The organism is Bradyrhizobium centrolobii (genome assembly GCF_001641635.1).
Taxonomy (GTDB): domain Bacteria; phylum Pseudomonadota; class Alphaproteobacteria; order Rhizobiales; family Xanthobacteraceae; genus Bradyrhizobium; species Bradyrhizobium centrolobii.
Genome location: NZ_LUUB01000048.1, coordinates 19,823 through 41,499, shown reverse-complemented (window position 1 = coordinate 41,499; position 21,677 = coordinate 19,823). Strand labels below are relative to the sequence as shown.

Genomic DNA, 21,677 nt, shown 5'->3' with positions numbered 1-21,677 from the left:
GCTCAGGCTCCGCCGGAGTGCCGGAACGACTTAAACAACCGGCTCAAGGCCGGGCTCGCCGCACGACGGAGCTCCTCGATATTCTTCCGCGACAGCGCTCGGAGCTTCTGCTCGCCCTTCCCGGTCAGCTTGAGATGAACGCGCCGGGCATCCTCGGGGTCCGCGAACTTGCTGATCAGTCCGAGCTTCGCCATGCGATTCAACAGCTCGACGGCTGAGTGATGCCGGATCAGGAGAAATCGCGCGATATCGCCGACGGTCGCGTGCTGCGGGTGGACAAAGCCCTTGATGCCGAGCAGCGCCTGATGCTGCTGTGGCGTCAATCCCTGACGCCGTGCGGCCGCCTCGCTGAACGCCAGGAAGCTTCGGATCTGGTAGCGGAACTGCGCAAGCGCCGCGTAATCGGACTCGCGCATCGCACCGCCTTTTGAGGGCCGCGCAGACGCCGGGCGGCCCGTCTTCCGCTTCGACTGAACCATCCCCGCCTTCTGCCTCGACTGCGCCGGCGCGATCAAACGCGCTCCTTTCCGTTGACGCAAGCGCGGCCGCCGATCTATCCACGATGCCAGGCAGGGTGTCTCCATTGGCGACGAATTCCAAATCTGGGAACAGCATCGAGAGCGCGCGGCGCACCCTGGCGGCGCGACTGCAATCAGCCGGCATCGAGGAGGCCGCGCTCGACGCGCGCTTGCTCGTCGGCGCTGCCCTGAACCTCGATCTGACCGGCATGATCGCACAGGCGGCACGACGACTCACGGTCGAGGAGGCCGCGCGGCTCGAGCAATATGCGCAGCGCCGGCTTGCGCATGAGCCGGTGGCGCGCATTCTCGGCATGAGGGAGTTTTGGGGCCTGCCGTTCCGATTGTCCGAGGCGACGCTGGTGCCGCGACCTGACACCGAAACCGTCGTCGAGCTGGCGCTCGAGATTTTCCGCGAGCTCCCGACATCGGGGCGACGTCCGCTGATCGCCGACATCGGCGTCGGGTCGGGCGCTATCCTGCTCGCACTGCTGCACGAGATTCCCGAAGCCTTCGGCGTCGGCACCGACGTCAGCCTGACGGCGCTCGGCACGGCGCGGGACAATGCGGCAGCCCTAGGCCTCTCTGACCGCTCGGGATTCATCGCGTGCTACTATGCGGCAGCCCTTTCAGGCCCGTTCGACCTGATCGTGTCGAACCCGCCCTACATTGCCTCGGCGGACATCGCGAATTTGAGCGCGGAGGTCCGCGACCACGACCCGCATCTTGCGCTCGACGGCGGCCATGATGGATTCGACGCCTACCGCGCCTTGATCCCGCAGGCGGCGGAGCGTCTCGCCCCCGGCGGGGCGCTGATTGTGGAGGCCGGCCAGGGCCAGGCCCAGGGGATTGAAACCTTATTGACGGCAGCTGCGTTAATAGTGGACAGGTCGCCAAGGGCCGACCTGTCGGGTATGCCGAGGGCCGTTTCGGCCCGAAAAATGCCCGCATAAAAGCCCGATTGGACTGTAAAAACCTCTTGGAATATCCCGTGGGAACGACTACGTTCCGCTCAACACATCGGTGCCGGCCCCGTAGACCTACGGGCGAAAGCCGGGCTCTCAGGGCGAGAGCTTTACTGATTAAAGGTTCCAAGCCGCAGGTCCTGTTAGCGCGATGGCCCGTGGAGCTGCGCTGCTTTCCGACCGCAACGTGAACGAAAGCCTGATATTGCGCTTGAACACTTACGCAAGAAAGCTGGGCGTGTTTCGGCAGGCGAAATGAATGGGTTCGCTGGCGATGGATGCTGGCGGGTGGGGAACGCGTCTTTGTTGAACGCGACGGTCGACGAACATCGGCAGGGCTTAAGCCGCTCTCGCATGCGGTGCGCACGAGAGATGTGAGCCGTTGTCATTAGGTCACTCTCGGCAGTCAGTAATGCGTGTAACTTTTAGGGCTGGAATTAAAGGCAGGACATGAGAAACGGTCAGAACAAGCAGCGGATGCGCAACCGCAATAACAATAACAACAACCGGCGCGGCCAGAACCCAATGACCCGGGTCTACGAGTCCAACGGACCCGACATCAAGATCCGCGGTACCCCCTCGCACATCGCCGAAAAATATCTTCAACTCGCGCGCGATGCGCGCTCCTCCGGCGACCCCGTCGCGGCCGAGAACTACTACCAGCACGCCGAGCACTATTTCCGCATGATCGCGGCGGCCCAGGAGCAGTTCCGCCAGAATCAGCAGCAGCCGCGCGGCGAGGAGATCGTCAGCGAGGACAGCGAGGACGACGGCGAGAATTTCTCGAATTTCGGCCAGGAGCCGGGCTTCGTTCCGCAGCCGCAGCAGCAGCCCTATATGCGGGACCGCGACAGCCAGCGCGACCATCAGCGTGACAACCAACCCTATCAGCGCGATCAGCAGCAGCCGCGCGAACACCGCGAGCGCGAGCATCGCCCGCAGCCGCAATATCAGCCCCAGCCGCAACCGCAGAATCAGCCGCAGCCGGTGATTTCAGATGCCGGCAATGTCGACCGGCTGCCCTCCTTCATCACCGGCGCACAGCCGCAGATGAACGGCGGCCAGGGCGGCGGCTTCGAGGGCGGCGGCGAGCGCTATCCGCGGCGGCGCCGCAGGCCGCATGGCCCGCGCCCCGAGCGCGAGGCCGCTCCGGCCGGATCGAGCGACGACCTCGCTCCCGGCGAGTAAGCCGCGATCTCTCCTGGATTTATCGCACTGCAATGTCCCGGCCTCGCCGGGACATTGTGTTTTGGCGGCCTGTTTCTAGCTGCGCGTCGCCGTCGTCGAGGACGGCACCAGCACCGGCTTCGTCAGCGCGGGAATCAACCGCGCGTGCTCGCGCTTGGCGGGAATCGCGCGATAGACCTGCTTGGTGGCTTCGACGATGTGAACGCCGGCAAAGGGCAGCGACAGCGCCGCGCCGACGCGCTCCCACATATGGGCCGATTTGAGCACCCACCCGCCGGCATAGGGAGGCATGAACAGCGCCTCCCCCCAGGCGGTCGGCGTGAACCAGGTCTGGCGCAAGAGGTCCGTGATCTGCGAGCGCGAATAGGGTCGGCCGTGACCAAACGGCGTGTTGTCGGTGCGGGTCCACACCCCGCGCCGATTCGGGATGACCGCGATCACGCGCCCGGACGGCGACAGCACCCGCCACACCTCACGCAAGAGCGCGGCCGGGTCGTCCGACATCTCCAGGGCGTGGACGAGAAGGATGCGGTCGACTGCGGCATCCGGTAGCGGCAGCGAGAACTCGTCGACCAGCGAGGCCAGCGCCGGCCGCCCGGTGGGCCATTTCAGCACGCCCTGGGCCGCCGGCATGAAGGCGATGCAGCGCTCCGCGTCCTCACGGAACAGTCCGAGATAGGGCGTCGGGTAGCCGATGCCGAGCACCCGCTGCCCCACGGCGTTCGGCCAGCGCTCCTTGATCCCGCGATTGATCAGCTGTCGCGCGACGATCCCGAGGCGGCGCGAATAGAAGTCACGCAGATCAATGACATCGATGCTCATGACGGCAACTTAACATGGCGCCGGCAGCCTGAGCGCGCCCAATATTGCATTGCCTGCGCAACAGTAACGCCATATCTGTCTGACGGGGCTGAGCGCGATGGAGATGTCATGGCTGCCGAAATTCGTACTTTCAGCTGTTTAAACGACAATTTCGGTTATTTGATCCACGATGCGGAAACCAAGGCGACGGCGTCGATCGACGCGCCGGAGGCCGGCCCCATCCTCAAGGCGCTGGAGCGCGAGGGCTGGCAGCTCACCGACATCCTGATCACCCATCACCACGGCGATCATGTCGGTGGGGTCGCCGAACTCAAGCAGAAATACAATTGCCGCGTCGTCGCGCCGCATGACAAGACGACGACAATCGCCGATGTCGACCTGCGCGTTGCCAATGCCGACATCGTCAAGATCGGCAATCTGCTCGCGCGCGTGCTGGAGACGCCGGGCCATACGCTCGACCACATCTCCTACGTGTTCGACAACGAGAAGACGGTGTTCGCGGCCGACACGCTGTTCTCGATCGGCTGCGGCCGCGTGTTCGAAGGCACCTACCCGATGATGTGGGACTCGCTGCTCAAGCTGCGCGCGCTACCCGACGACTTCAAGCTCTATTGCGGCCACGAATACACCGCCTCGAACGTCAAGTTCGCGCTCACCGTCGAGCCCGACAATCCGGCGCTCCAGGCGCGCGCGGCGGAGGTTGCGAAGCTCCGCGCCGAGAACAAGCCCACGATTCCTTCACTGCTTGGTGATGAGAAGCGAGCAAACGTGTTCCTGCGAGCTGATGAACCGTCGGTCGCAGCCAAGCTACACATGAGGGGCGCGGATGCCGCCGCGGTGTTCGGCGAATTGCGCGAGCGCAAGAACAAGTCCTGACGGGGATCGATGCCGACCGCAGCCGAGATCATCGCGCGTCTTGAACTCAGACCCCATCCGGAAGGTGGGCATTACCGCGAGACATTCCGCGACCAGGGCACGGACGCCAACGGCCGGTCGCGCTCGACCTCGATCTATTTCCTGCTCGCGCGCGGCGAGCGCTCGCACTGGCATCGCATCGATGCGGTCGAGGTCTGGCACTATTATGCCGGCAGTCCGCTGATGCTGCGCATTGCGCATGAGGGCTGCACCCGGCACGAGGTGCGCCTCGGAACGGATCTCATCGGCGGCGAGCGGCCGCAGGCGATCGTGCCGGCCGATGCCTGGCAGATGGCGGAGACCACCGGCGAATGGACGCTGGTCGGCTGCACCGTGGCCCCGGCGTTCGAGTTCGCAAAATTCGAGCTCGCGCCGATGGGCTGGGAGCCGTAGCGCAAGACGAACGCGACGAGCTATTTATTATTTCAAATTGTTAGGCACGGGACCCCGCACAGGCAGTCGCCGAACGACAATCGTCGGGAGCGTTTCGTAGGGTGGCCAAAAACCGCCTGCTCGATATTCCTGCTCGGTCAATTGAATGAAGGATTTTCCGTCGGTTACCGTGGCGGTCTCGGGTCGGCCACGCACGCTCTCTTTCCGGTGAATGCCGGAAAATGTCTCGGGTTTCGGGCTGACTTGCGCCATCACGCTCGGGCACGTGAGCGCTACGAGCAGCATCAGCGGAATGGCGCGCGAACGAATCATCGCTTCCTGAGCACCATGTCCTTCGCCGCGATCAGGCCGCCGCCGGCGATCAAGATCGCGGCGATGGCGATGTTGGCGCTGGCTTTCGCAAAGCCGGCAGCGATGAGGAAGCCGGTCGATAGCAGCGGCGTCGCATAAGAGGCCGCGCCGAGCACGCGGATGTCGCCGCGCTTCATGCCGATGTCCCAGGCGTAGAACGCGGCGCCCACCGGTCCGACGCCGAGCGCGACGATGGACAGCCACTGCAGCGAGGTCTCCGGCCACACAGTGGTCTCGAGCGCGAGGTGCATCACCGCAGCGAGCACGGCGGTCGCGAGACAGAAGCCGGCCACGGCATCGGTCGGCACAGCCTTCAGCCGGCGCGACAGCACGGAATAGGTCGCCCAGACGAAGGCGGCGATGAAGGCCGCGATCAATCCCGGCAACTGGCCCGGCGCGAAGCCAGAGGTATTGCCGGCAAACAGCAGCACGGTGCCGACGAGGCCGAGCACGGCGCCGATGACGTGATGCACGGCAAGCCGCTCGCCCGGCAGGAAGGACGAGAACACCACGATCAAGAGCGGCCAGAGATAGTTGAGCAGGCCGGCCTCGGCCGGTGGCGCGAAGCGCAGCGCGAGGAAATAGAGCGCGTGATAGCCGAACAATCCGCCGACGCCGACCGCCCACACGACCAGTGGCTGGCGCAGGCTTGCCGCTGCCTCGCTGCGGCCGATCCAGGNCCCGCCGATCGCAAAGGTGATCGCGGCGAGCTGGAAGGCCGGGATTTTTCCGGTCGCCACCGTCATCACCGCGAGCAGCGACCACATCAGGATCGCGGTCAAGCCAATCAGGGTCGCGGTACGGGGTGTCATCAATCGAAGGGCTCTGAGGACGCGGATGCCCGGCACGAGGCCGGGCATGGCGTCTTCATTACCGTCTTGTTGCGCCTGAAGCTACATGCTTGGCGCTATATCAGGTGTGATACTGGCCGCCGTTAATGGTCAGCGTCGAACCGGTGATGAAGCCGGCATCATCGGCCGCGAGGAACACTACGGCGCGCGCGATCTCCTCGGGCTCGCCGAGGCGATTGACCGGGATCTGCGGGATGACGTTCTTCTCGAGCACGTCCCTCGGCACAGCCTGCACCATTTCGGTGTTGATGTAGCCCGGCGCGATCACGTTGACGGTGATGCCGCCCTTGGCGTTTTCGAGCGCCAGCGCCTTGGTGAAGCCGATGTCGCCGGCCTTGGCCGCGGAATAATTGACCTGGCCGAACTGCCCCTTCTGGCCGTTGATCGACGAGATCGAGATGATGCGGCCGAACTTGCGCGCACGCATGCCCTCGATCACCTGGCGCGTCATGTTGAACAGCGAACCGAGATTGGTGTTGATCACCGCGGTCCACTGCTCGAGCGTCATCTTGTGGAAGGCGGTATCGCGGGTGATGCCGGCGTTGTTGACCAGCACCTCAATCGGACCGAGGTCAGCTTCGACCTTCTTCACGCCTTCGGCGCAGGCATCGAAGGACGCGACGTCCCATTTGTAGACGGCGATGCCGGTCTCTGCCTTGAATTTCTCGGCGGCCGCATCGTTTCCGGCATAGCTCGCCGCGACCTTGTAGCCGGCGGCCTTCAGGGCCTTGCTGATTGCAGCTCCGATACCGCGCGTTCCGCCCGTCACCAATGCAACACGTGCCATGTCGATTTCCTTCCCTTGGACTCGTCTCGGATGTTTTCTTGGACGTTTCTAAGTGATCGTTTTTAACTGCGGATTATGCGGTAGGTTTGACGGACATCAAGAACAAAACGCCCGGCGAATCGCCGGGCGTTTGTCTTTAATCGAGCGTTGCGCGGTTGCGAAGAATATTTGATTTGCAACCGCCGCCTTTTTAGTCGCGTGCAACGCACGCGGCTGGCGTGTGCAGCGCACGCGTCGGTCACGCGTAAGGTCGCCTTCAGTCGCGAGCCACGCACATGGCGATGCCCATGCCGCCGCCGATGCACAGCGTGGCAAGGCCCTTCTTCGCATCGCGCTTCTGCATCTCGTGCAGGAGCGTGACCAGCACGCGCGCGCCGGACGCGCCGATCGGATGGCCGATCGCGATCGCGCCACCGTTGACGTTGACCTTGGAGGTATCCCAGCCGAGGTCCTTGTTGACGGCGCAGGCCTGCGCCGCGAAGGCTTCGTTGGCCTCGATCAGGTCGAGGTCGCCGACGTTCCAGCCGGCTTTCTTCAGCGCAAGGCGCGAGGCCGGAATCGGCCCCGAGCCCATGATCTTCGGATCGACGCCGGCCTGCGCCCAGGACACGATGCGCGCGATCGGCTTCTTGCCTTCCTTGGCGGCCTGCTTCGCCGTCATCAGCACCACCGCAGCGGCGCCGTCATTGATGCCGGAGGCCGAACCTGCGGTGACCGTGCCATCCTTCTCGAAGGCCGGCTTCAGCTTCGCCATCGCATCGAGCGTTGCGCCGTGACGCGGATATTCGTCGGCGCTGACGACCACGTCGCCCTTGCGGGTCTTGATGGTCACCGGCACGATCTCGTCGTTGAACTTGCCGGCCTTCTGCGCCGCCTCGGCCTTCTGCTGCGAGGCGACCGCGAACTCGTCCTGCTGGGCGCGCGTGATCTGCCACTGCCGCGCGACGTTCTCCGCGGTGTTGCCCATGTGGTAGCCGTTGAAGGCATCCCACAGGCCGTCCTTGATCATGGTGTCGACGAACTCGACTGCGCCCATCTTGACGCCGCCGCGCAGATACTGGGCGTGCGGAGCCATGCTCATGGACTCCTGGCCGCCGGCGACCACGATGTCGGAGTCGCCGTTGACCAGCGCCTGATAGCCCAGCGCGACCGAGCGCAGGCCCGAGCCGCAGAGCTGGTTGACGCCCCACGCCGGGCTCTCCACCGGGATACCGGCCGAGATCGCGGCCTGGCGGGCCGGGTTCTGGCCCTGAGCGGCGGTCAGGATCTGACCCATGATGACTTCGGAGACCCGGCCGGGCTCGATGCCACCGCGCTCCAGCGCGGCCTTGATGGCAATGGCGCCGAGGTCATGGGCGGGAAGGGTCGCGAACGCTCCGTTGAAGCTTCCGACCGGGGTGCGGGCGGCGCTGACGATGACGACATCGTCTGACATGGGCATCTCCTGGGGCTTGAGGTTCTTAAAGGGGGCAGGCTGAGCTTGGGAAATCGGCTCGCCAGTCTCGTTAGGCATCCTGTTAACGTCGTTGAGGCATGTCAATCGGCAGCGGGCCTAATTCATGCCGCACCGCATTCAAAATAGCGTTCGTGGCGATTTCGCAAGCAACTTTTTGCTCCGCAATTAACCGTGGCGCACAAAACGGTAGCGTGAGCCCTTTGAAAATGCTTATTTTGTTGCGTTGCGTACTCGTCCCGCCTTGCGGCAAATGCCGCAGGTTCCCGTTCTCAGTGTCTTTGCAAGTGAGAGCCCATGGCGAAATCAGACCAGCCCACCACCATCAAGAAATACGCGAACCGCCGGCTCTATAACACCGGAACGAGCACCTATGTGACGTTGGAAGATCTCGCGGCCATGGTGAAGGAAGGCGAGGATTTCCTGGTCTACGACGCCAAGACCGGCGACGACATTACCCGCTCCGTGCTGGCCCAGATCATCTTCGAGCAGGAGAACAAGGCCGGCCAGAACTTGCTTCCGACCACCTTCCTGCGCCAGCTGATCCGCTTCTACGGCGACAGCATGCAGATGGTGGTGCCGAAATATCTGGAGCAGTCGATCGCGACGCTGACGCAGGAGCAGGAGAAGTTCCGCAAGCAAATCGCCAGCACGCTGTCCGGCACTCCTTTTGCTCCGTTGGAAGAACAGGTCCGCCGCAACATGGAGCTGTTCCAGCAGACCTTCTCGATGTTCAAGCCTTTCGCACCGCCGGCGCGGCCGGCGGCCACCCCGGAGCCCGAGCCCGAAGCGAACGCCGAGCCGGCGAAGGACAAGAACATCGACGATCTGCGCCAGCAGATGAAGGAAATGCAGGAACGCCTCGAGCGGATGTCAAAGAAGGACGAGTAGGTCTTTCTTCCGCGCCAGCGCACCCCAGGTGCGCTGCCGCCAGCTTGCTGCAACGTCGCCACTCACTCCGCGTCGTCCCGGCGAAGGCCGGGACCCATAATCCTGGTCAGGGTTATCTGGGCGCGCCGTGGCCACCATCTTGTGAAACAACTTCACCCTGGGGTTGGGTCCTGGCCTTCGCCGGGACGACGCTGGGAGGCATCCTGCTTCCACCTCATCATTGCAGATTGTGATCCCCTCATCCCCGCGCAACCGCGAAGCGGTTGTCGCTGGAGGTGCTCGCGTCGCGCGTTTGGCGCCCGAGCGGCGGCCGCCCCGCGCGCGAATTCCGCATCGCCAGTCACCCTCCGTAAACTACCGCGCTTAAGGGAATTTTCCGGGGTGTCCGCTACCCTCGGCGTCCCAGTTACGTCGCGTTAAATGTATTGCCCGCCGAGAAGCCGCCAATCCCATGACGTCGACCCGCAACAACGAGCTCGGTGCGCACCGCGAGCAAGGGGCAGAGGCACTGCTCGCGCTGAGCCAGCTTGCGCTCGACCGCATGGAGCAGGGTGTCTGCGTCTACGACGCTGACAACCGGATCGTGCTGCTCAACCGCCGCTATCTCGAGCTGTTCGACCTGTCGCCGAACGCGGTCCGGCAGGGCACGAGCTATCGCGACGTGCTTGCGCACAGCGCGACACGGGGCAATTTCGCGGAGAGCGAACTCGACGCGCTGTACGCATCGCGCATCGCGCAGATCGCGGCCGGCGAGCCCTTCCGCACCGAGCAGCGGCTGGCGAGTGGCCTCGTCATGGCGCTCGATCTGAAGCCGCTGCCCGGCGGTGGCTGGATGACGATCTGCGACGACATCACCCGCCGCGCCCGGCTCGAGGCTGAGCTGCAGCTTCAGACCGAACGCAGCCAGCATGCGCTCGCCAACATGTCGCACGGCCTCATCATGTATGACGCCGAGAGCCGCGTCGTCGTCTGCAACGATCGGTTTTTGCGCCTCTACAACCTCGATGCCGACGTCGTGAAGCCGGGCGTTTCGCACAGCACGGTGATCGAGCACTGGATGTCGCGGGGCAACCTGCCGGGCATGTCGGCGGACGAATTCCACGATGCCCGGCTGGAGGACATCCGCAGCAGGAAGGCGAAGTCCCTGCTCGTGATGCGCTACGACGGGCGGATGGTGCAGGCGGTGACCCGCTTCCTGCCTGACGGCGGCTGGGTGACGGTGCATGAGGACGTCACCGAACGGCTGCGATATGAGGAGGCGCTGCGGCAGCAGAACCTCATCCTCGATGCGGCACTGGAGAACATGGCGCATGGGCTCGCCTTCTACGACAGCGACATGCGCCTGCGCGTCTGCAACACCACGTATCGGAAGATCTATATGCTGTCGCCGCAGGAGGCCACGCCCGGCACGCATCTCTCCGAACTGATCGAGCGGTCGATTGCGAACGGCGCGTTCTCCTCGGAATACAGCCCGCAGCAAATTCTCGAAACCGCCGGCGCGCGAATCGTGGGCCGCGACTCTTCGCCGATGCGCCGCCGCATGTCGAACGACACCATGGTCTCGGTACGCTACTGCGCGCTGCCCGAGGGTGGGTTCGTCGCCACCTACGAGGACATCACCGAGCGCGAGCGCGCGGTCGAGGAGCTGAGCGAACAGTATCGCCGGTTCGACGCAGCGCTGAACAACATGAGCCAAGGCCTGTGCATGCTCGACTCGAGCCTGCGCGTCATCGTCTGCAACCGCCGCTATATCGAGATGTACGGCTTGTCGCCCGATGTCGTTAAGCCCGGCGTCTCGATGCGCGAGATCATGGAGCACAGCTGCTCGCTCGGCATCCATCCGAACACGACGGCCGCACAGCTTTATGTCGATTATGTCGAGCGGCTGCGCGAGGGCGAGCACACGTTGCACCGCCATTTGAGCGACGGCCGCATCATCAAACTCAATCACAAGCGCATGGAGCATGGCGGCTGGGTCGTCACCTACGAGGACGTCACCGAGCGGCACAAGGCGCAGGCCCGCGTCGCGCACATGGCGCGGCACGATTCGCTTACCGACCTGCCCAACCGTACGCTGTTCCGCGAGAAGATGACCGAGGGTCTGAACCAGGTCGCGATCGCTGGCGGCGCCATGGCCGTCCTGTGCTTCGACCTCGACAATTTCAAGACGGTCAACGACCGGCTCGGACATGCCGCTGGCGACCGGCTGTTGCGCTGGGTCGCGGCGCGGCTGAAGGAGAATGTCGGCGAGCACGACACGGTCGCTCGCCTCGGCGGCGACGAGTTCGCGGTGCTGCAACGCGGACCGCAGCCGCAAGCCGCTGAGCAGCTCGCGCGTCGTCTGGTCGAGATCATCGGCCGGCCGCCCCCGCTGGAAAGCCAGTCGATCCATATCGGCGTGTCGATCGGCATCGCGATCGCACCCGACCACGGGCTCGACGCCGACGAGTTGATGAAATGCGCCGACCTCGCGCTGTACCAGGCCAAGGCCAAGGGACGCGGCGCCTATCAGCTGTTCGAAGCCGAGATGGAGGAGGAGGCGCGCAACCGCCACGCGCTCGAGCACGACTTGCGCGGCGCGCTGGAGGGGCGCCAGTTCCATCTGGTGTTCCAGCCACAGGTCCGGCTCGACACATCCGAGCTCACCGGCTTCGAGGCGCTCTTGCGCTGGAATCATCCGCTGCGCGGTCTGGTCTCGCCGGCCGAGTTCATTCCGATCGCGGAGGAGAACGGCCTGATCGTTCCGATCGGCGAATGGGCGTTGCGCACGGCCTGCGCGACCGCCGCGTCCTGGCCGGGCGTCACGGTGGCCGTCAACCTGTCGCCGGTGCAATTCCGCGCGCGCGGGCTGGTGGCGATGGTCACGAATGCGCTCGCGGAGGCGGGGCTGCCGCCGCGACGGCTCGAGCTCGAGGTCACCGAGACGGCGCTGCTCGACGACAGCGAGGCGACGATCGAGATCCTGCATCAGCTCCGCGCGCTCGGCGTGCGAGTCAGCCTCGACGATTTCGGCGTCGGCTACTCATCGCTCAGTTACCTGCGCAAGTTTCCGTTCGACCGCATCAAGATCGACCGCTCCTTCGTCGGCACGCTCGGCGAAAGCCCGGAGAGCATCGCCATCGTCCGCACCATCGCCAGCCTCGGCGCCGTGCTCGGCGTCGAGACGACGGCGGAGGGCGTGGAGACGGTCGAGCAGCTCGACTTCGTGCGCGAGTGCGGCTGCACCGCCGTGCAGGGATATTACTTCGGCAAGCCATGCCCCGCTGCGGAGGTGGGCGGCGTGATCGAGAGGCTGAGCGCGATCCGCCGCGTGGCGTGACGCTCCGCTTCACCTCGCCGCTCTCTCTATCGTCACGACCGAGACGGCCTCAGGCGATTGAGCGTCGCACGATCTGCCGATGCGAGTGCATTGCTCCACTCCTGGTCGGAGAGGTCTCCGACCAGGCTGGAAAGACTAATGGCAAGCGCACGAAGCCGCGCATTCTCCTCAAGAAGCAAACAAACGTCGTCCGACGGGGATTCATCGTCCGAAAAGCTCGCCACTTCGCAAAACTCCCGCGACAGAAGTTCGAACGACTCATCAGGCACGATATCTTCGGCGGTGGAAATCAGCTTCTGTCTCCTATGACGCAGCAAATCTTCATCACTCATGGCAAATTCCCCAACTCAGGACATGCCGCCAGCCGTATTTGGAATCATCGATTGAGTCGGCGGCGGATTTGAGTCCGAAATGGGTTCGCGCGATGTACGCCTCGTATCCTCCGGCGCCTCACTTGCTCATTCGTTCGCTTCACCGGCGTCTTTCAGACCGGCTCGCAGTGCGGTCACGACGCGATGGGCCACCTCGATTTCCCTGACCGACAATCCGTCCGCGAGGCGGTTGACCCACGGGACCTGCAATCGGCCGGCGGCATCGTAGACCTGCCTGCCCTTATCGGTGAGGACCACGAGCTGCGCGCGGCGGTGATGCGGATTGATCTCGAACGCGACGAGACCGTCCCGCTCGAGGTCGTTGACGATGCGCTGCACGTTCTGACGGTTGGCACCGAGATTGCGGGCGAGCCAGGCGACCGGCTCGGGACGCTCGGCGTCGACGATCGCCCCCAGGATCTGCCAGCGCGCGCTGGTGAGGCCGAGCTGCGCCACCAGCCGGTCGCCGGCGGTCAAAAGCAGGCCATTAGCCCGGAACAGGTCGAGGATGAGGCCCGTCAGGGCCTCGCCGGATGGGGTTCGCTTAATTTTGCTCATTTGTCACGATAGTGCGATATTGACATGGTCATGTCAATGACCTATGTCACACATTGTCGAATTGACATGATGATACCAAACTAGATGGAGTGATGTCATGCCCCAGATGCGCCCCCTCGACCCGGCCTTCCCGATCGACCGCCAGATCGCGCTCGACACCGGCCCCGTGGTGCTGGTGAACCTGTTCACGCTCGATGCGGCGGATGAGCAGAGCTTCCTGAAGAGCTGGCAGGACGATGCCGCCTTCATGAAGCGGCAACCGGGCTTCATCTCGACCCAGCTTCACCGCGCCGTCGGCGACAATCCGACCTATCTCAATTACGCGGTCTGGGAATCCAACGCGCATTTCCGCGCGGCCTTCACCCATCCGGAATTCCGGGCGAAGATCGCGGTCTACCCCGCATCCGCGGTCGCGAGCCCGCATCTGTTTCAGAAGGTCGCGGTGCCGAATATCTGCGTGGCGTAGCTGCTGATTGAATTCGGTTCGGCGCGCGGCACGATGCTTTCCCTTCTCCCCTTGTGGGAGAAGGTGGCGCGCATAGCGCGCCGGATGAGGGGTTGTTTCCGCAAACTCAAGTCGCGAGATTGATTCGTGGAGAGAGACCCCTCACCCGTCTCGCCGCTGCGCGGCGAGCCACCCTCTCCCACAAGGGGAGAGGGTAATCGAATTCGCGGATCGATTAGCTAGTGCGTGTCGTTGGCTCGAACGGCGAGCCGCGCCGTCTGAAGCGCTTCGATTAGTTTATCCAGCTCCTCAGGCCCGAGCACGACTTCCAAATCGCTGCCGCGCTTTAGCAACAGCGCCAACCAGCAAGATTATCGATCACACGAACCAGCACTAAAGCTTCGTCCCCACTGTCACGATCGACAAAGCTGATCGGTGGAATTGTCACGGGACATACCTTTTTCGCTCGGACAGCGACCCGGTTTCGCTCGGACAGCGACCCGGGGGAGAAATGGTGGGCACGGTTCGCTTTGCCCACCCTGCGATGGCTACGATCCCTACCCCGCCACGGGCACTGCGCTGCTCGGCGACGAGCCCCATGGGCGCTCGGCGGAGGCCAGCCCAATCAGGCGGCCCTGGATGTAGTCGCAGCCCCAGTCGCGCAGCATGCTTGCTGCCTCCTCGTCCTGGACCCACTCGGCGACCGTCTTGATGTCGAGGCGACGGGCGAGATCGATCAGGGTCTGCACGAAGGCGCGGTCGTCGGCAGAATGGGTGATGTTCTGCACGAAGGCGCCGTCGATCTTCACGATGTCGACGCCGAGCTTGCGCAGATTGCGGAACGAGGTGTAGCCGGCGCCGAAATCGTCGATGGCAATGCGGCTGCCGAAATGCTTCAGGCGCCCGACAAAGGCGCGAACATCGTCGATGTCCTGGATGGCGACCGTCTCGGTGATCTCCACGATCAGCCGCTCGGCGACGCCGGGATGGGCGTGCATGAGCGACTCGATTCCCGCCCACCAGTCCGGATCCATTGTGGTGTCCGGCGAGATGTTGAGGCTGAGCCGGACATCGGGCGAGGCGGCGAGCTCGGCGACCACGAGCTCGAGCACGCGGTGATCGACCAGGCGAATGAGGCCGAGCCGTTCGGCGACCGGCACGATGTCCGGCGCGAGCAGCACCTGGCCGTCGCCCTGGTCCATCCGCACCAGGCATTCGTGGAACGCGCCCTCGCGCGTGCCCGCGGCGACCACCGGCTCATAGGCGAGCAGGATGCGGCGCTCGTTCAGCGCGGTGACGATCTCGTCGGTGACACGGATGTTGACGCGGCGCTGCGCGTCGCGCTCGGCGTTCGGGCGCCACGCCGCAAATGAGCCGGCGCGGCGGCGCTTGGCAGCATCTAACGTCTCATGGGCGCGGTTGATCGCCTCGTCGGTGCTGCGGGCATAGCGCGGCACGCTGACGGCGCCGATCGAGGCGGTGACCGAGACCGGCCCCGACCTGGTCGGCACCACCTCGTCGCGGATGCCGGCAAGGAAGCGCTCCGCGGCGATGTTCATGTCGTCGATGGTGCAGTTCTTCAGGATCAGGCCGAACTTGTTGCCGGAGAAGCGCCCCAGCACGTCGCCGCCGCGCAGTCGCGCGCGGATGCGTTTGGCCACGTCGAGGATCACGGCATCCGCGACGTCGAAGCCGAAGGCATCGTTGACGCGGGCGAGATGATCGATGCCGAGCAGCATGAAGGCCGAGGTCGAACGGAAGCGGGTCGCCTCCTCGATCGTCTCGGCCAGCGCCGCGATCAGGTGGGTGCGGTTGAGCTCGCCGGTCAGGGGATCGAGGCGCGCCAGCCTGGCCAGTTCCTCGTCGCGAACGTGACGCTCGTTGTTGATGCTGACGATGCCCTGGGCGCGCAGCGGGCGGCCGTCGGGTCCGGCGAACCAGCGGCCGGTCTCCTCGATCCAGACCACGGGGTCCGAGGCGCTCATGCGCACGCCATATTCGACCCGGTAGGGCGTGCCGTCGGCGCCGTGCACGGCAGACTGGGCAAGCGCTGCGCTGCGCAGCGACTGCGTGGGCTCGATCAGGCGGGCGAATTCGGCACCGGTCGCGAGCCGCTCGGCGGGAATGCCGGGGAACACGGCACCGACCTGCTCGCCCCAGACGATGGCGTCGCTGGCGAGGTCCCAGACGAACACGGCCTGGCCGAGGCCAGCCAGGATTTCGGAGGCTTGCGGCAATGCGGGGGTCAAAATCGCCTCGTTTCGGGACAGCGGAGGAGTCCTGAGTCGACACAGGATAGAGCTAGATTCGCCCCCCACCCTAGGCAAAGTTCATAAACAATTTGGAAACCACGTTCGAAGGCGGTATCGGAACCAAGCCGGCCCGACCGGCATAGGCCTTGCGAGTACATGACACGCACCGGCGCCAGCGTCCCGAAACGCGACAGCCCTGCCGGATCAACGGTGATTGCGATGTTGGGTACTGATCGATCGGATGAGACAGGCAGCGGCACGGGCACGGCCCTGGTGCCGCTGACGCCGACTTTGCAGCGGGTCCACAAGGTGCCGCTGCCGCGTCCCGATCCGAGCTTCGTCACCCAGCTGATCGCCAATGCCGAGCACCTGCCCCAGGCGAGCCGGCTGCGTCGCGCCTCCCCCGAGGATGCCCGCACGGCCTATGGCGGCAAGCGCCCGCTACCCAGCGTCAGCGCACGCACCCGGCAGGTAGCCTGAGCGGACGCCAGTAAGTTTTGCGATGGAGCCACAGGTTCGGTCACCTCTCCCGCTTGCGGGGGAGGTCGGCGCGAAGCGCCGGGTGAGGGCTCTTTCCTCTCGGGGACCTTCTCCGCGGAAACACCCCCACCCCAACCCTCCCCCGCAAGCGGGAGAGGGGGGCACACTGCCGACGCGGCTGCAAACGAGATTAATCCCGAGAGATCAGCGCGGCGTGTCAGGAGACGGCGTGCCGTTGCCCGGCTGCAGATGCGGCGAGGGGATTTCAGGCGACGGCGGGCTCTGCGCAGGCTTCGGCGCGGGATGATCCATCAGCACGGATTCGGCGACCGATTGCGCCGAAGGCGCGGGAGGAACAGGCGGCTGCGGCGCAGCCACCGGCTCGAACTTGGGCTCGGCAACCGCCTCGTCCGCGGTCGCCTCGGCCTGGCGCTTGGCCTTGCGCGGCACCGTCACGGTCTCGGCGGCGACATAGGTGACGCGGCGGCGCGTGCGCTGGGCGATGCCGCCGAGGAAATCGGCCATCGAGAGCAGCACCAGGAGGAAATAGGTGGAGTTGCCGAACTTGGGCCACATCACGAATTCGGCGGCGGCTGCGCCGAAGATGATCAGCGACAGCAGGTGATCCATCAGGAACTTGGCGCCGGGCCGCGCCCCCTTGACCACCTCGAGCAGCAACAGCACCACGCCGAGCGCGAGCAGGAGGTCGGCGAGCGTGACCGGCCAGACCTCGCCCGTCACCATCGGCACCTTGAACAGCACGTCCGAGAACGACACGGTCGGCATCAGGAAGGCGATGATGTTGTAGACCGCGAGCGGAATCAGAAGCAGCGGGAAACCGACCATCGGCTGTATGCCTTCTCGATCAAGACGTCCGGGCAGGACAATGCGGCGGCGAAGCATTTGCTCCGCCGCCGTCACCGCCTAACACATCTTAGCTCTTGGGTTGGCCGAAATCAGGCGGGCTGCGTCGCCCTGCCCAAAGGAAAACGCCCGGCCTTAGGACTCTTTCTTCTTCAAGACCTGCCGGCCCTTGTACATGCCGGTCTTGAGGTCGAGATGGTGCGGGCGGCGGAGCTCGCCGGAGTCCTTGTCCTCGACATAGGTCGGCTTCTTGAGCGCGTCCGCCGAGCGGCGCATGCCACGGCGCGACGGCGAGGTTTTTCTTCTCGGAACGGCCATTATCAATATCCTCTAGGGATTGGTGTTGTCCGGGCATCGTCCGCGGGGGACGGCTCAGCACCCGCAATGCGAGGCGAGCTGAATGCCGATCAAGGCCGCGCTTATAGAGGAAGGCTGGCCGCAAAGCTAGGGTTTTGGAGTGCGAAAATGCACCCGAAATGGCTCAAAATCCGCGATTTTCGCGCCAACAGGTGACCAGGGAGCTCGCCTGCCCCCGCGCCATATAAGTCGCGGCCAGCCGCCGCACCCCCGGACCGGGGGCCCTGGCGCTGCGTTTGACCGGATTCGGCAGGATCGAGGCCAGAAGCGCCGCCTCCCGGGGGGAGAGGTTCGCGGCCGACTTGCCGAAGGCATAGGCACTCGCCGTCTCCACCCCAAACTGCCCCTGCGGACCGAGCTCGGCGATATTGAGGTAGATCTCGAGAATCCGCGGCTTGGACAGGACGAAGTCGATCCATAGCGCCAGCGGGAATTCCAGCGCCTTGCGGATGAAGTCCCGCCCCTGCCAGAGGAACAGGTTCTTGGCCACCTGCTGCGTGATGGTGGAGGCGCCCCGGAACGGCGTGCCGTCCTCCTGGGCGTCGTCGATCGCCTCGCGCAGCGCGCCCCAGTCGATGCCGCGGTGCTTGCAGAAATGGGCGTCCTCGGCCGCCACCACCGCGCGCGGCAGGTAGGGCGACATCGCCGAAAGATCGATCCATTCCCGGTGCATCGGCGCACCGCGCAAGGTTCGCCACGCCATCAGCGTCGAGACGGGGTGGCCGGTGCGATAGAACGGCGCGATTGCATAGGGCGCAAGAAGCGCGATCGCGAGCACCACGATCAGGATCTTGAGAACGCGCAAATCAACCTTTCCGGCGCAAAATCAAACGCGGCTGCGGGCTCGCCCATTAAGCCTGTGATAATTCGGGCCTTTTTCAGCACTTTTAAGGCCTTCCAAACGATTGACTGGGGCGGGCGCATAAAGGATTGTCCCGCCGAATTTTAGTTCTGGAGCCTTTCTTGATGACCGGCACGTACCCGCCCGACTTCGCCAAGCGTCTGGACAAGACCGCCGATGACACCGAGGCCTTGCTCGGCCGCTTGCTGTCGGACGACATCCTGCCCGATGAAATCGCCCGCCCCAAGCGACTGATGGACGCAATGCGCTATTCGAGCCTCAACGGCGGCAAGCGCCTGCGGCCGTTCCTGGTGGTCGAGAGCGCGGCCGTGTTCGGCGTACCGCGCGAAGCCGCCCTGCTCGCCGGCGCCGCGCTCGAATGCATCCACTGCTATTCGCTGATCCATGACGATCTGCCGGCGATGGACAATTCGGATCTCCGCCGCGGCCGTCCCACCCTGCACAAGAAGACCGACGACGCCACCGCGATCCTCGCCGGTGACGGCCTGTTGACGCTCGCCTTCGACATCATCACCCGCGACGAGATCCATCGCGACGCCACTGTGCGGCTCCTGCTGACGCGCGCGCTGGCGCGCTGCGCCGGCATCGGCGGCATGGTCGGTGGCCAGATGCTCGATCTCGCCGGCGAAGGCCGCTTCGGCGATCGCGAGCCGGTTGATGTCGCGCGTCTCCAGCAGATGAAGACGGGCGCGCTGTTGCGCTACGGCTGCATCGCCGGCGCGATCCTGGGCCAAGCCTCGCAGAAAGAGTATCAGGCGCTCGACGATTACGGTCGCGCGCTCGGTGAAGCCTTCCAGATCGCCGACGACCTGCTCGACGTCGAGGGCGATGCGGCCGCGCTCGGCAAGCCCTCGGGCCAGGACGCAGCGCTCGGCAAGACCACCTTCGTCACCCAGCTCGGCATCGACGGCGCCAGGCAGCGCGTGCGCGACCTGCTCGCGCGGGCCGACAGCGCGGTCTCGATCTTCGGCGATCGCGCCGACGTGCTGCGCGCGGCGGCGCGGTTTGTCGCCGAGCGAAAGAACTGATGCAGGGGAAATCTTCGCCTCTCCCCGCCTGCGGGGAGAGGCGACATTCAAGCGCAGCTTGAATGTCGGATGAGGGGGACTCTCCGCCAATCCGGCTCTCACTGCCCTCGCGGAGACTCCCCCACCCCGCATCCGCCTTCGCTGAAGCTTCGACGGACAAGTGCGGGGCGAGGGAGCAGACCGCCGCTGCGGCGACAACGAGAGTTGACCGAGAGGGCGTAGCCATCATGGCCACTGACAAGGAAGATCCCGTCCTCGTCCGCTTCCGCCAGATGTCGCGGCCGATGCGACTGCTTTATGCGCGACCGCGGACCTTCATCTCGCTTGGTATCGGCATCATCGTCGCTCTGCTGCTTCCGGGCTCGCTCCGGTTGGTGACGCGGCTATTGCTCGGCTGGGATGCGCTGATCGCGGCCTACCTGGTGCTGGTCTACGGCATGATGCTGAACAACGACCATCGGCACATCCGCCGCGCCGCCGCGATGCAGGACGATGGCCGTTTCGTGATCCTGCTGGTGACGGCGACCGGCGCGTTTGCGAGCATCGCCGCGATCGTCTCCGAGCTCGGCACGCCGCATCGCGGGGTTTGGGAGCTGACCATCGCGATCACCACAATCGCGCTGAGCTGGGCCGCCGTGCACACGATCTTCGCGCTGCACTACGCCCATGATTACTACCGGCATCCACCGGGCGGCCTGCAGTTCCCGAGCGGCGACAAGGACGATCATGCCGACTACTGGGACTTCGTCTACTTCTCCTTCGTGATCGGCATGACCGCGCAGGTCTCCGACGTCGGCATCACCGACAAGACCATTCGCCGCACCGCCACCGCACACGGCATCGTCTCCTTCATCTACAACACGGCGCTGCTCGCGCTGACGGTGAACATCGCGGCGAGCGCGATCGCGACGTAGGCTGTTTCCTCAATGTCGTCCCGGCCTAGTGCGCAATTGCGCACGGGGGCCGGGACCCATACCGCGTGATCCATCGATGAAGCGCGGTGTCAGCGGCTCGGGAAGATCTTTGGCTGCCAATCTTCGCCAAACACCTCCCTGTAGTTGGGTCCCGGCCTTCGCCGGGACGACGTGGGCTGAGAGCTCGCCTCAGCCATCGGCGATGTGCCCGCGGTACTGCGGCAGATTGTCTGTGATCTCGTGCCAGGGCGCCTTGGAGCCGACGAAGATATGGGCACTTGGCCGGATCGCGGGCGCGTCGACCAGGGTTCCCAGGGCGACATGGACCCATTTTCCTTCGCGAACCCGGGAATAAAGCAGCGAGCCGCAGCGGGCGCAGTGTGCATCATGGGTGGTGTCGTCGCCCACGATCATCCGTTCGCCCTCGCCTGTGACGATGCGGAGCTTGTGCTGCTCGATGCCGGCGAACGGCTTGAAGGCGGAGCCGGTGGTGCGGCGGCAGTTCGAACAGTGGCAGTTCATCGCGTAGGAGAATTCGTCCGCCACCTCAAAGCGGACCGCGCGGCAGAAGCATTCGCCGGCAAGAATACGAGCGCTCGACTTTTCTGATCCGGTCATGACAAGGCTCTCGCGCAAGCGGCAATGACACCCATAGCGCAATTCGGCGCGAGTGACTAAGTTCTGCCTGCGCAAACATTCGGGAGGATGACCCATGAGCCAGAACCGTGCGAGCGTCGAGGCCGTCGTGCAGAGCTATTTCGATGGGCTTTACGAAGGCGATGCCGAAAAGCTCGGCGCTATCTTCCATCCCTCGGCCGACCTGCGCTGGGTCGAGAAGGGCGAGCTTCAGGTACTCACCGTACCGGACTGGCTCGACCGCGTGCGCAAACGGGCCTCCGCGAAGGCCGAGGGCAAGCCGCGCGAGGATTTCATCGTCACCATCGATCGATCTGATGACAAGACCGCCTTCATCAAGGTCAGGTGCCAGCTGCCGCCGCGCTATTTCACCGACTATCTGGTGGCGATGAAACTCAGCGACGGCTGGCAGATCGTCTCGAAATCATACCGGTATGACCTGAAGGGCTGAGGCGAG

The 21,677-nt window shown here is 64.7% G+C and carries 22 protein-coding genes and 2 pseudogenes; 11 read left to right on the top strand and 13 right to left on the bottom strand.

Annotated features, from left to right (window positions below; translation table 11 throughout):
* Positions 1-2 precede the first annotated feature (2 nt).
* Positions 3-479: a MarR family winged helix-turn-helix transcriptional regulator gene (locus AYJ54_RS13100; protein WP_082905638.1), complete on the bottom strand. Its 477-nt coding sequence runs from the start codon at positions 477-479 to the stop codon at positions 3-5.
* 83 nt (positions 480-562) lie between these two features.
* Here AYJ54_RS13100 and prmC point away from each other — a divergent pair, with 83 nt between their 5' ends.
* Both prmC and AYJ54_RS13090 read left to right on the top strand, forming a co-directional pair.
* Entirely contained in the window at positions 563-1,471 is a 909-nt protein-coding gene (gene prmC / locus AYJ54_RS13095; RefSeq protein WP_201724180.1) for a peptide chain release factor N(5)-glutamine methyltransferase, read from the top strand.
* A gap of 462 nt (positions 1,472-1,933) precedes the next feature.
* On the top strand, positions 1,934-2,671 hold the full coding sequence (locus tag AYJ54_RS13090; RefSeq protein WP_063699315.1) for a DUF4167 domain-containing protein: 738 nt from the start codon (positions 1,934-1,936) through the stop codon (positions 2,669-2,671).
* 75 nt (positions 2,672-2,746) lie between these two features.
* Here the strand turns inward: AYJ54_RS13090 and AYJ54_RS13085 are convergent, their stop codons facing one another.
* Positions 2,747-3,493, bottom strand: a complete 747-nt coding sequence (locus tag AYJ54_RS13085) for a class I SAM-dependent methyltransferase (protein WP_063699314.1) — start codon at positions 3,491-3,493, stop codon at positions 2,747-2,749.
* 108 nt (positions 3,494-3,601) lie between these two features.
* Between AYJ54_RS13085 and gloB the strand changes: the two genes are divergently transcribed.
* Both gloB and AYJ54_RS13075 read left to right on the top strand, forming a co-directional pair.
* Complete coding sequence (gloB, locus tag AYJ54_RS13080) at positions 3,602-4,369, top strand: hydroxyacylglutathione hydrolase (protein ID WP_063699313.1); 768 nt, start codon at positions 3,602-3,604, stop codon at positions 4,367-4,369.
* Positions 4,370-4,378: 9 nt separating this feature from the next.
* Positions 4,379-4,801 (top strand): cupin domain-containing protein, encoded by a 423-nt coding sequence (locus AYJ54_RS13075; protein WP_063699312.1) that lies wholly within the window; start codon positions 4,379-4,381, stop codon positions 4,799-4,801.
* A gap of 308 nt (positions 4,802-5,109) precedes the next feature.
* Here the strand turns inward: AYJ54_RS13075 and yddG are convergent.
* The 4 genes and pseudogenes from yddG to AYJ54_RS13060 all read right to left on the bottom strand — a co-directional run.
* A pseudogene (gene yddG / locus AYJ54_RS13070) lies at positions 5,110-5,831 on the bottom strand (aromatic amino acid exporter YddG); the annotation flags it as partial.
* Between the two features lies 1 nt (position 5,832).
* Positions 5,833-5,964: pseudogene (locus AYJ54_RS52275) on the bottom strand (aromatic amino acid exporter YddG); the annotation flags it as partial.
* Between the two features lie 100 nt (positions 5,965-6,064).
* Entirely contained in the window at positions 6,065-6,790 is a 726-nt protein-coding gene (phbB, locus tag AYJ54_RS13065) for an acetoacetyl-CoA reductase (protein ID WP_063699311.1), read from the bottom strand.
* Between the two features lie 256 nt (positions 6,791-7,046).
* Positions 7,047-8,225 carry an acetyl-CoA C-acetyltransferase gene (locus tag AYJ54_RS13060; RefSeq protein WP_063699310.1) on the bottom strand — a complete coding sequence of 393 codons (1,179 nt, stop codon included), beginning with the start codon at positions 8,223-8,225 and terminating at the stop codon, positions 7,047-7,049.
* 315 nt (positions 8,226-8,540) lie between these two features.
* Here AYJ54_RS13060 and phaR point away from each other — a divergent pair, with 315 nt between their 5' ends.
* Both phaR and AYJ54_RS13050 read left to right on the top strand, forming a co-directional pair.
* Positions 8,541-9,134, top strand: coding sequence for a polyhydroxyalkanoate synthesis repressor PhaR (phaR, locus tag AYJ54_RS13055; RefSeq protein WP_063699309.1), 594 nt, complete (start codon positions 8,541-8,543; stop codon positions 9,132-9,134).
* Between the two features lie 451 nt (positions 9,135-9,585).
* Entirely contained in the window at positions 9,586-12,453 is a 2,868-nt protein-coding gene (locus tag AYJ54_RS13050) for a PAS-domain containing protein (RefSeq protein ID WP_063699308.1), read from the top strand.
* Positions 12,454-12,485: 32 nt separating this feature from the next.
* Here the strand turns inward: AYJ54_RS13050 and AYJ54_RS13045 are convergent, their stop codons facing one another.
* On the bottom strand, positions 12,486-12,785 hold the full coding sequence (locus tag AYJ54_RS13045; RefSeq protein WP_063699307.1) for a hypothetical protein: 300 nt from the start codon (positions 12,783-12,785) through the stop codon (positions 12,486-12,488).
* Positions 12,786-12,911: 126 nt separating this feature from the next.
* Positions 12,912-13,382 carry a MarR family winged helix-turn-helix transcriptional regulator gene (locus AYJ54_RS13040; protein WP_063699306.1) on the bottom strand — a complete coding sequence of 157 codons (471 nt, stop codon included), beginning with the start codon at positions 13,380-13,382 and terminating at the stop codon, positions 12,912-12,914.
* Between the two features lie 97 nt (positions 13,383-13,479).
* Here AYJ54_RS13040 and AYJ54_RS13035 point away from each other — a divergent pair, with 97 nt between their 5' ends.
* A complete protein-coding gene (locus tag AYJ54_RS13035; RefSeq protein WP_063699305.1) occupies positions 13,480-13,848 on the top strand; it encodes an antibiotic biosynthesis monooxygenase family protein in 369 nt (122 codons plus the stop codon).
* A 536-nt stretch (positions 13,849-14,384) separates the two neighbouring features.
* Here AYJ54_RS13035 and AYJ54_RS13030 read toward each other — a convergent pair.
* The gene (locus AYJ54_RS13030; protein WP_063699304.1) at positions 14,385-16,076 is read right to left on the bottom strand and encodes a bifunctional diguanylate cyclase/phosphodiesterase; all 1,692 of its coding nucleotides are present in this window, start codon (positions 16,074-16,076) and stop codon (positions 14,385-14,387) included.
* Between the two features lie 222 nt (positions 16,077-16,298).
* Here AYJ54_RS13030 and AYJ54_RS13025 point away from each other — a divergent pair, with 222 nt between their 5' ends.
* Positions 16,299-16,559 (top strand): hypothetical protein, encoded by a 261-nt coding sequence (locus AYJ54_RS13025; protein WP_063699336.1) that lies wholly within the window; start codon positions 16,299-16,301, stop codon positions 16,557-16,559.
* A 204-nt stretch (positions 16,560-16,763) separates the two neighbouring features.
* On the opposite strand, the gene AYJ54_RS13020 is transcribed toward AYJ54_RS13025, so the two are convergent.
* From AYJ54_RS13020 to mtgA, 3 genes are all read right to left on the bottom strand, one after another.
* Entirely contained in the window at positions 16,764-17,405 is a 642-nt protein-coding gene (locus tag AYJ54_RS13020; RefSeq protein ID WP_063699303.1) for a hypothetical protein, read from the bottom strand.
* Positions 17,406-17,558: 153 nt separating this feature from the next.
* Positions 17,559-17,741 carry a 50S ribosomal protein L32 gene (gene rpmF, locus AYJ54_RS13015; RefSeq protein ID WP_024509484.1) on the bottom strand — a complete coding sequence of 61 codons (183 nt, stop codon included), beginning with the start codon at positions 17,739-17,741 and terminating at the stop codon, positions 17,559-17,561.
* 163 nt (positions 17,742-17,904) lie between these two features.
* Entirely contained in the window at positions 17,905-18,585 is a 681-nt protein-coding gene (mtgA, locus tag AYJ54_RS13010; RefSeq protein WP_063699302.1) for a monofunctional biosynthetic peptidoglycan transglycosylase, read from the bottom strand.
* A gap of 161 nt (positions 18,586-18,746) precedes the next feature.
* Between mtgA and AYJ54_RS13005 the strand changes: the two genes are divergently transcribed.
* On the top strand, positions 18,747-19,670 hold the full coding sequence (locus tag AYJ54_RS13005; protein WP_063699301.1) for a polyprenyl synthetase family protein: 924 nt from the start codon (positions 18,747-18,749) through the stop codon (positions 19,668-19,670).
* A 227-nt stretch (positions 19,671-19,897) separates the two neighbouring features.
* A complete protein-coding gene (locus AYJ54_RS13000) occupies positions 19,898-20,584 on the top strand; it encodes a DUF1345 domain-containing protein (protein ID WP_063699300.1) in 687 nt (228 codons plus the stop codon).
* 189 nt (positions 20,585-20,773) lie between these two features.
* Here AYJ54_RS13000 and AYJ54_RS12995 read toward each other — a convergent pair whose 3' ends face one another.
* Complete coding sequence (locus AYJ54_RS12995; protein ID WP_063699299.1) at positions 20,774-21,202, bottom strand: GFA family protein; 429 nt, start codon at positions 21,200-21,202, stop codon at positions 20,774-20,776.
* 94 nt (positions 21,203-21,296) lie between these two features.
* Between AYJ54_RS12995 and AYJ54_RS12990 the strand changes: the two genes are divergently transcribed.
* Positions 21,297-21,671 (top strand): nuclear transport factor 2 family protein, encoded by a 375-nt coding sequence (locus tag AYJ54_RS12990; protein ID WP_063699298.1) that lies wholly within the window; start codon positions 21,297-21,299, stop codon positions 21,669-21,671.
* Positions 21,672-21,677 lie beyond the last annotated feature (6 nt).

Bases quoted from the DNA above. Each gene is read 5' to 3' on its own strand.
- AYJ54_RS13100 (WP_082905638.1), bottom strand. From the start codon at position 479: ATGGTTCAGTCGAAGCGGAAGACGGGCCGCCCGGCGTCTGCGCGGCCC.
- prmC (WP_201724180.1), top strand. From the start codon at position 563: ATGCCAGGCAGGGTGTCTCCATTGGCGACGAATTCCAAATCTGGGAAC.
- AYJ54_RS13090 (WP_063699315.1), top strand. From the start codon at position 1,934: ATGAGAAACGGTCAGAACAAGCAGCGGATGCGCAACCGCAATAACAAT.
- AYJ54_RS13085 (WP_063699314.1), bottom strand. From the start codon at position 3,493: ATGAGCATCGATGTCATTGATCTGCGTGACTTCTATTCGCGCCGCCTC.
- gloB (WP_063699313.1), top strand. From the start codon at position 3,602: ATGGCTGCCGAAATTCGTACTTTCAGCTGTTTAAACGACAATTTCGGT.
- AYJ54_RS13075 (WP_063699312.1), top strand. From the start codon at position 4,379: ATGCCGACCGCAGCCGAGATCATCGCGCGTCTTGAACTCAGACCCCAT.
- phbB (WP_063699311.1), bottom strand. From the start codon at position 6,790: ATGGCACGTGTTGCATTGGTGACGGGCGGAACGCGCGGTATCGGAGCT.
- AYJ54_RS13060 (WP_063699310.1), bottom strand. From the start codon at position 8,225: ATGTCAGACGATGTCGTCATCGTCAGCGCCGCCCGCACCCCGGTCGGA.
- phaR (WP_063699309.1), top strand. From the start codon at position 8,541: ATGGCGAAATCAGACCAGCCCACCACCATCAAGAAATACGCGAACCGC.
- AYJ54_RS13050 (WP_063699308.1), top strand. From the start codon at position 9,586: ATGACGTCGACCCGCAACAACGAGCTCGGTGCGCACCGCGAGCAAGGG.
- AYJ54_RS13045 (WP_063699307.1), bottom strand. From the start codon at position 12,785: ATGAGTGATGAAGATTTGCTGCGTCATAGGAGACAGAAGCTGATTTCC.
- AYJ54_RS13040 (WP_063699306.1), bottom strand. From the start codon at position 13,382: ATGAGCAAAATTAAGCGAACCCCATCCGGCGAGGCCCTGACGGGCCTC.
- AYJ54_RS13035 (WP_063699305.1), top strand. From the start codon at position 13,480: ATGCCCCAGATGCGCCCCCTCGACCCGGCCTTCCCGATCGACCGCCAG.
- AYJ54_RS13025 (WP_063699336.1), top strand. From the start codon at position 16,299: ATGTTGGGTACTGATCGATCGGATGAGACAGGCAGCGGCACGGGCACG.
- AYJ54_RS13020 (WP_063699303.1), bottom strand. From the start codon at position 17,405: ATGGTCGGTTTCCCGCTGCTTCTGATTCCGCTCGCGGTCTACAACATC.
- rpmF (WP_024509484.1), bottom strand. From the start codon at position 17,741: ATGGCCGTTCCGAGAAGAAAAACCTCGCCGTCGCGCCGTGGCATGCGC.
- AYJ54_RS13005 (WP_063699301.1), top strand. From the start codon at position 18,747: ATGACCGGCACGTACCCGCCCGACTTCGCCAAGCGTCTGGACAAGACC.
- AYJ54_RS13000 (WP_063699300.1), top strand. From the start codon at position 19,898: ATGGCCACTGACAAGGAAGATCCCGTCCTCGTCCGCTTCCGCCAGATG.
- AYJ54_RS12995 (WP_063699299.1), bottom strand. From the start codon at position 21,202: ATGACCGGATCAGAAAAGTCGAGCGCTCGTATTCTTGCCGGCGAATGC.
- AYJ54_RS12990 (WP_063699298.1), top strand. From the start codon at position 21,297: ATGAGCCAGAACCGTGCGAGCGTCGAGGCCGTCGTGCAGAGCTATTTC.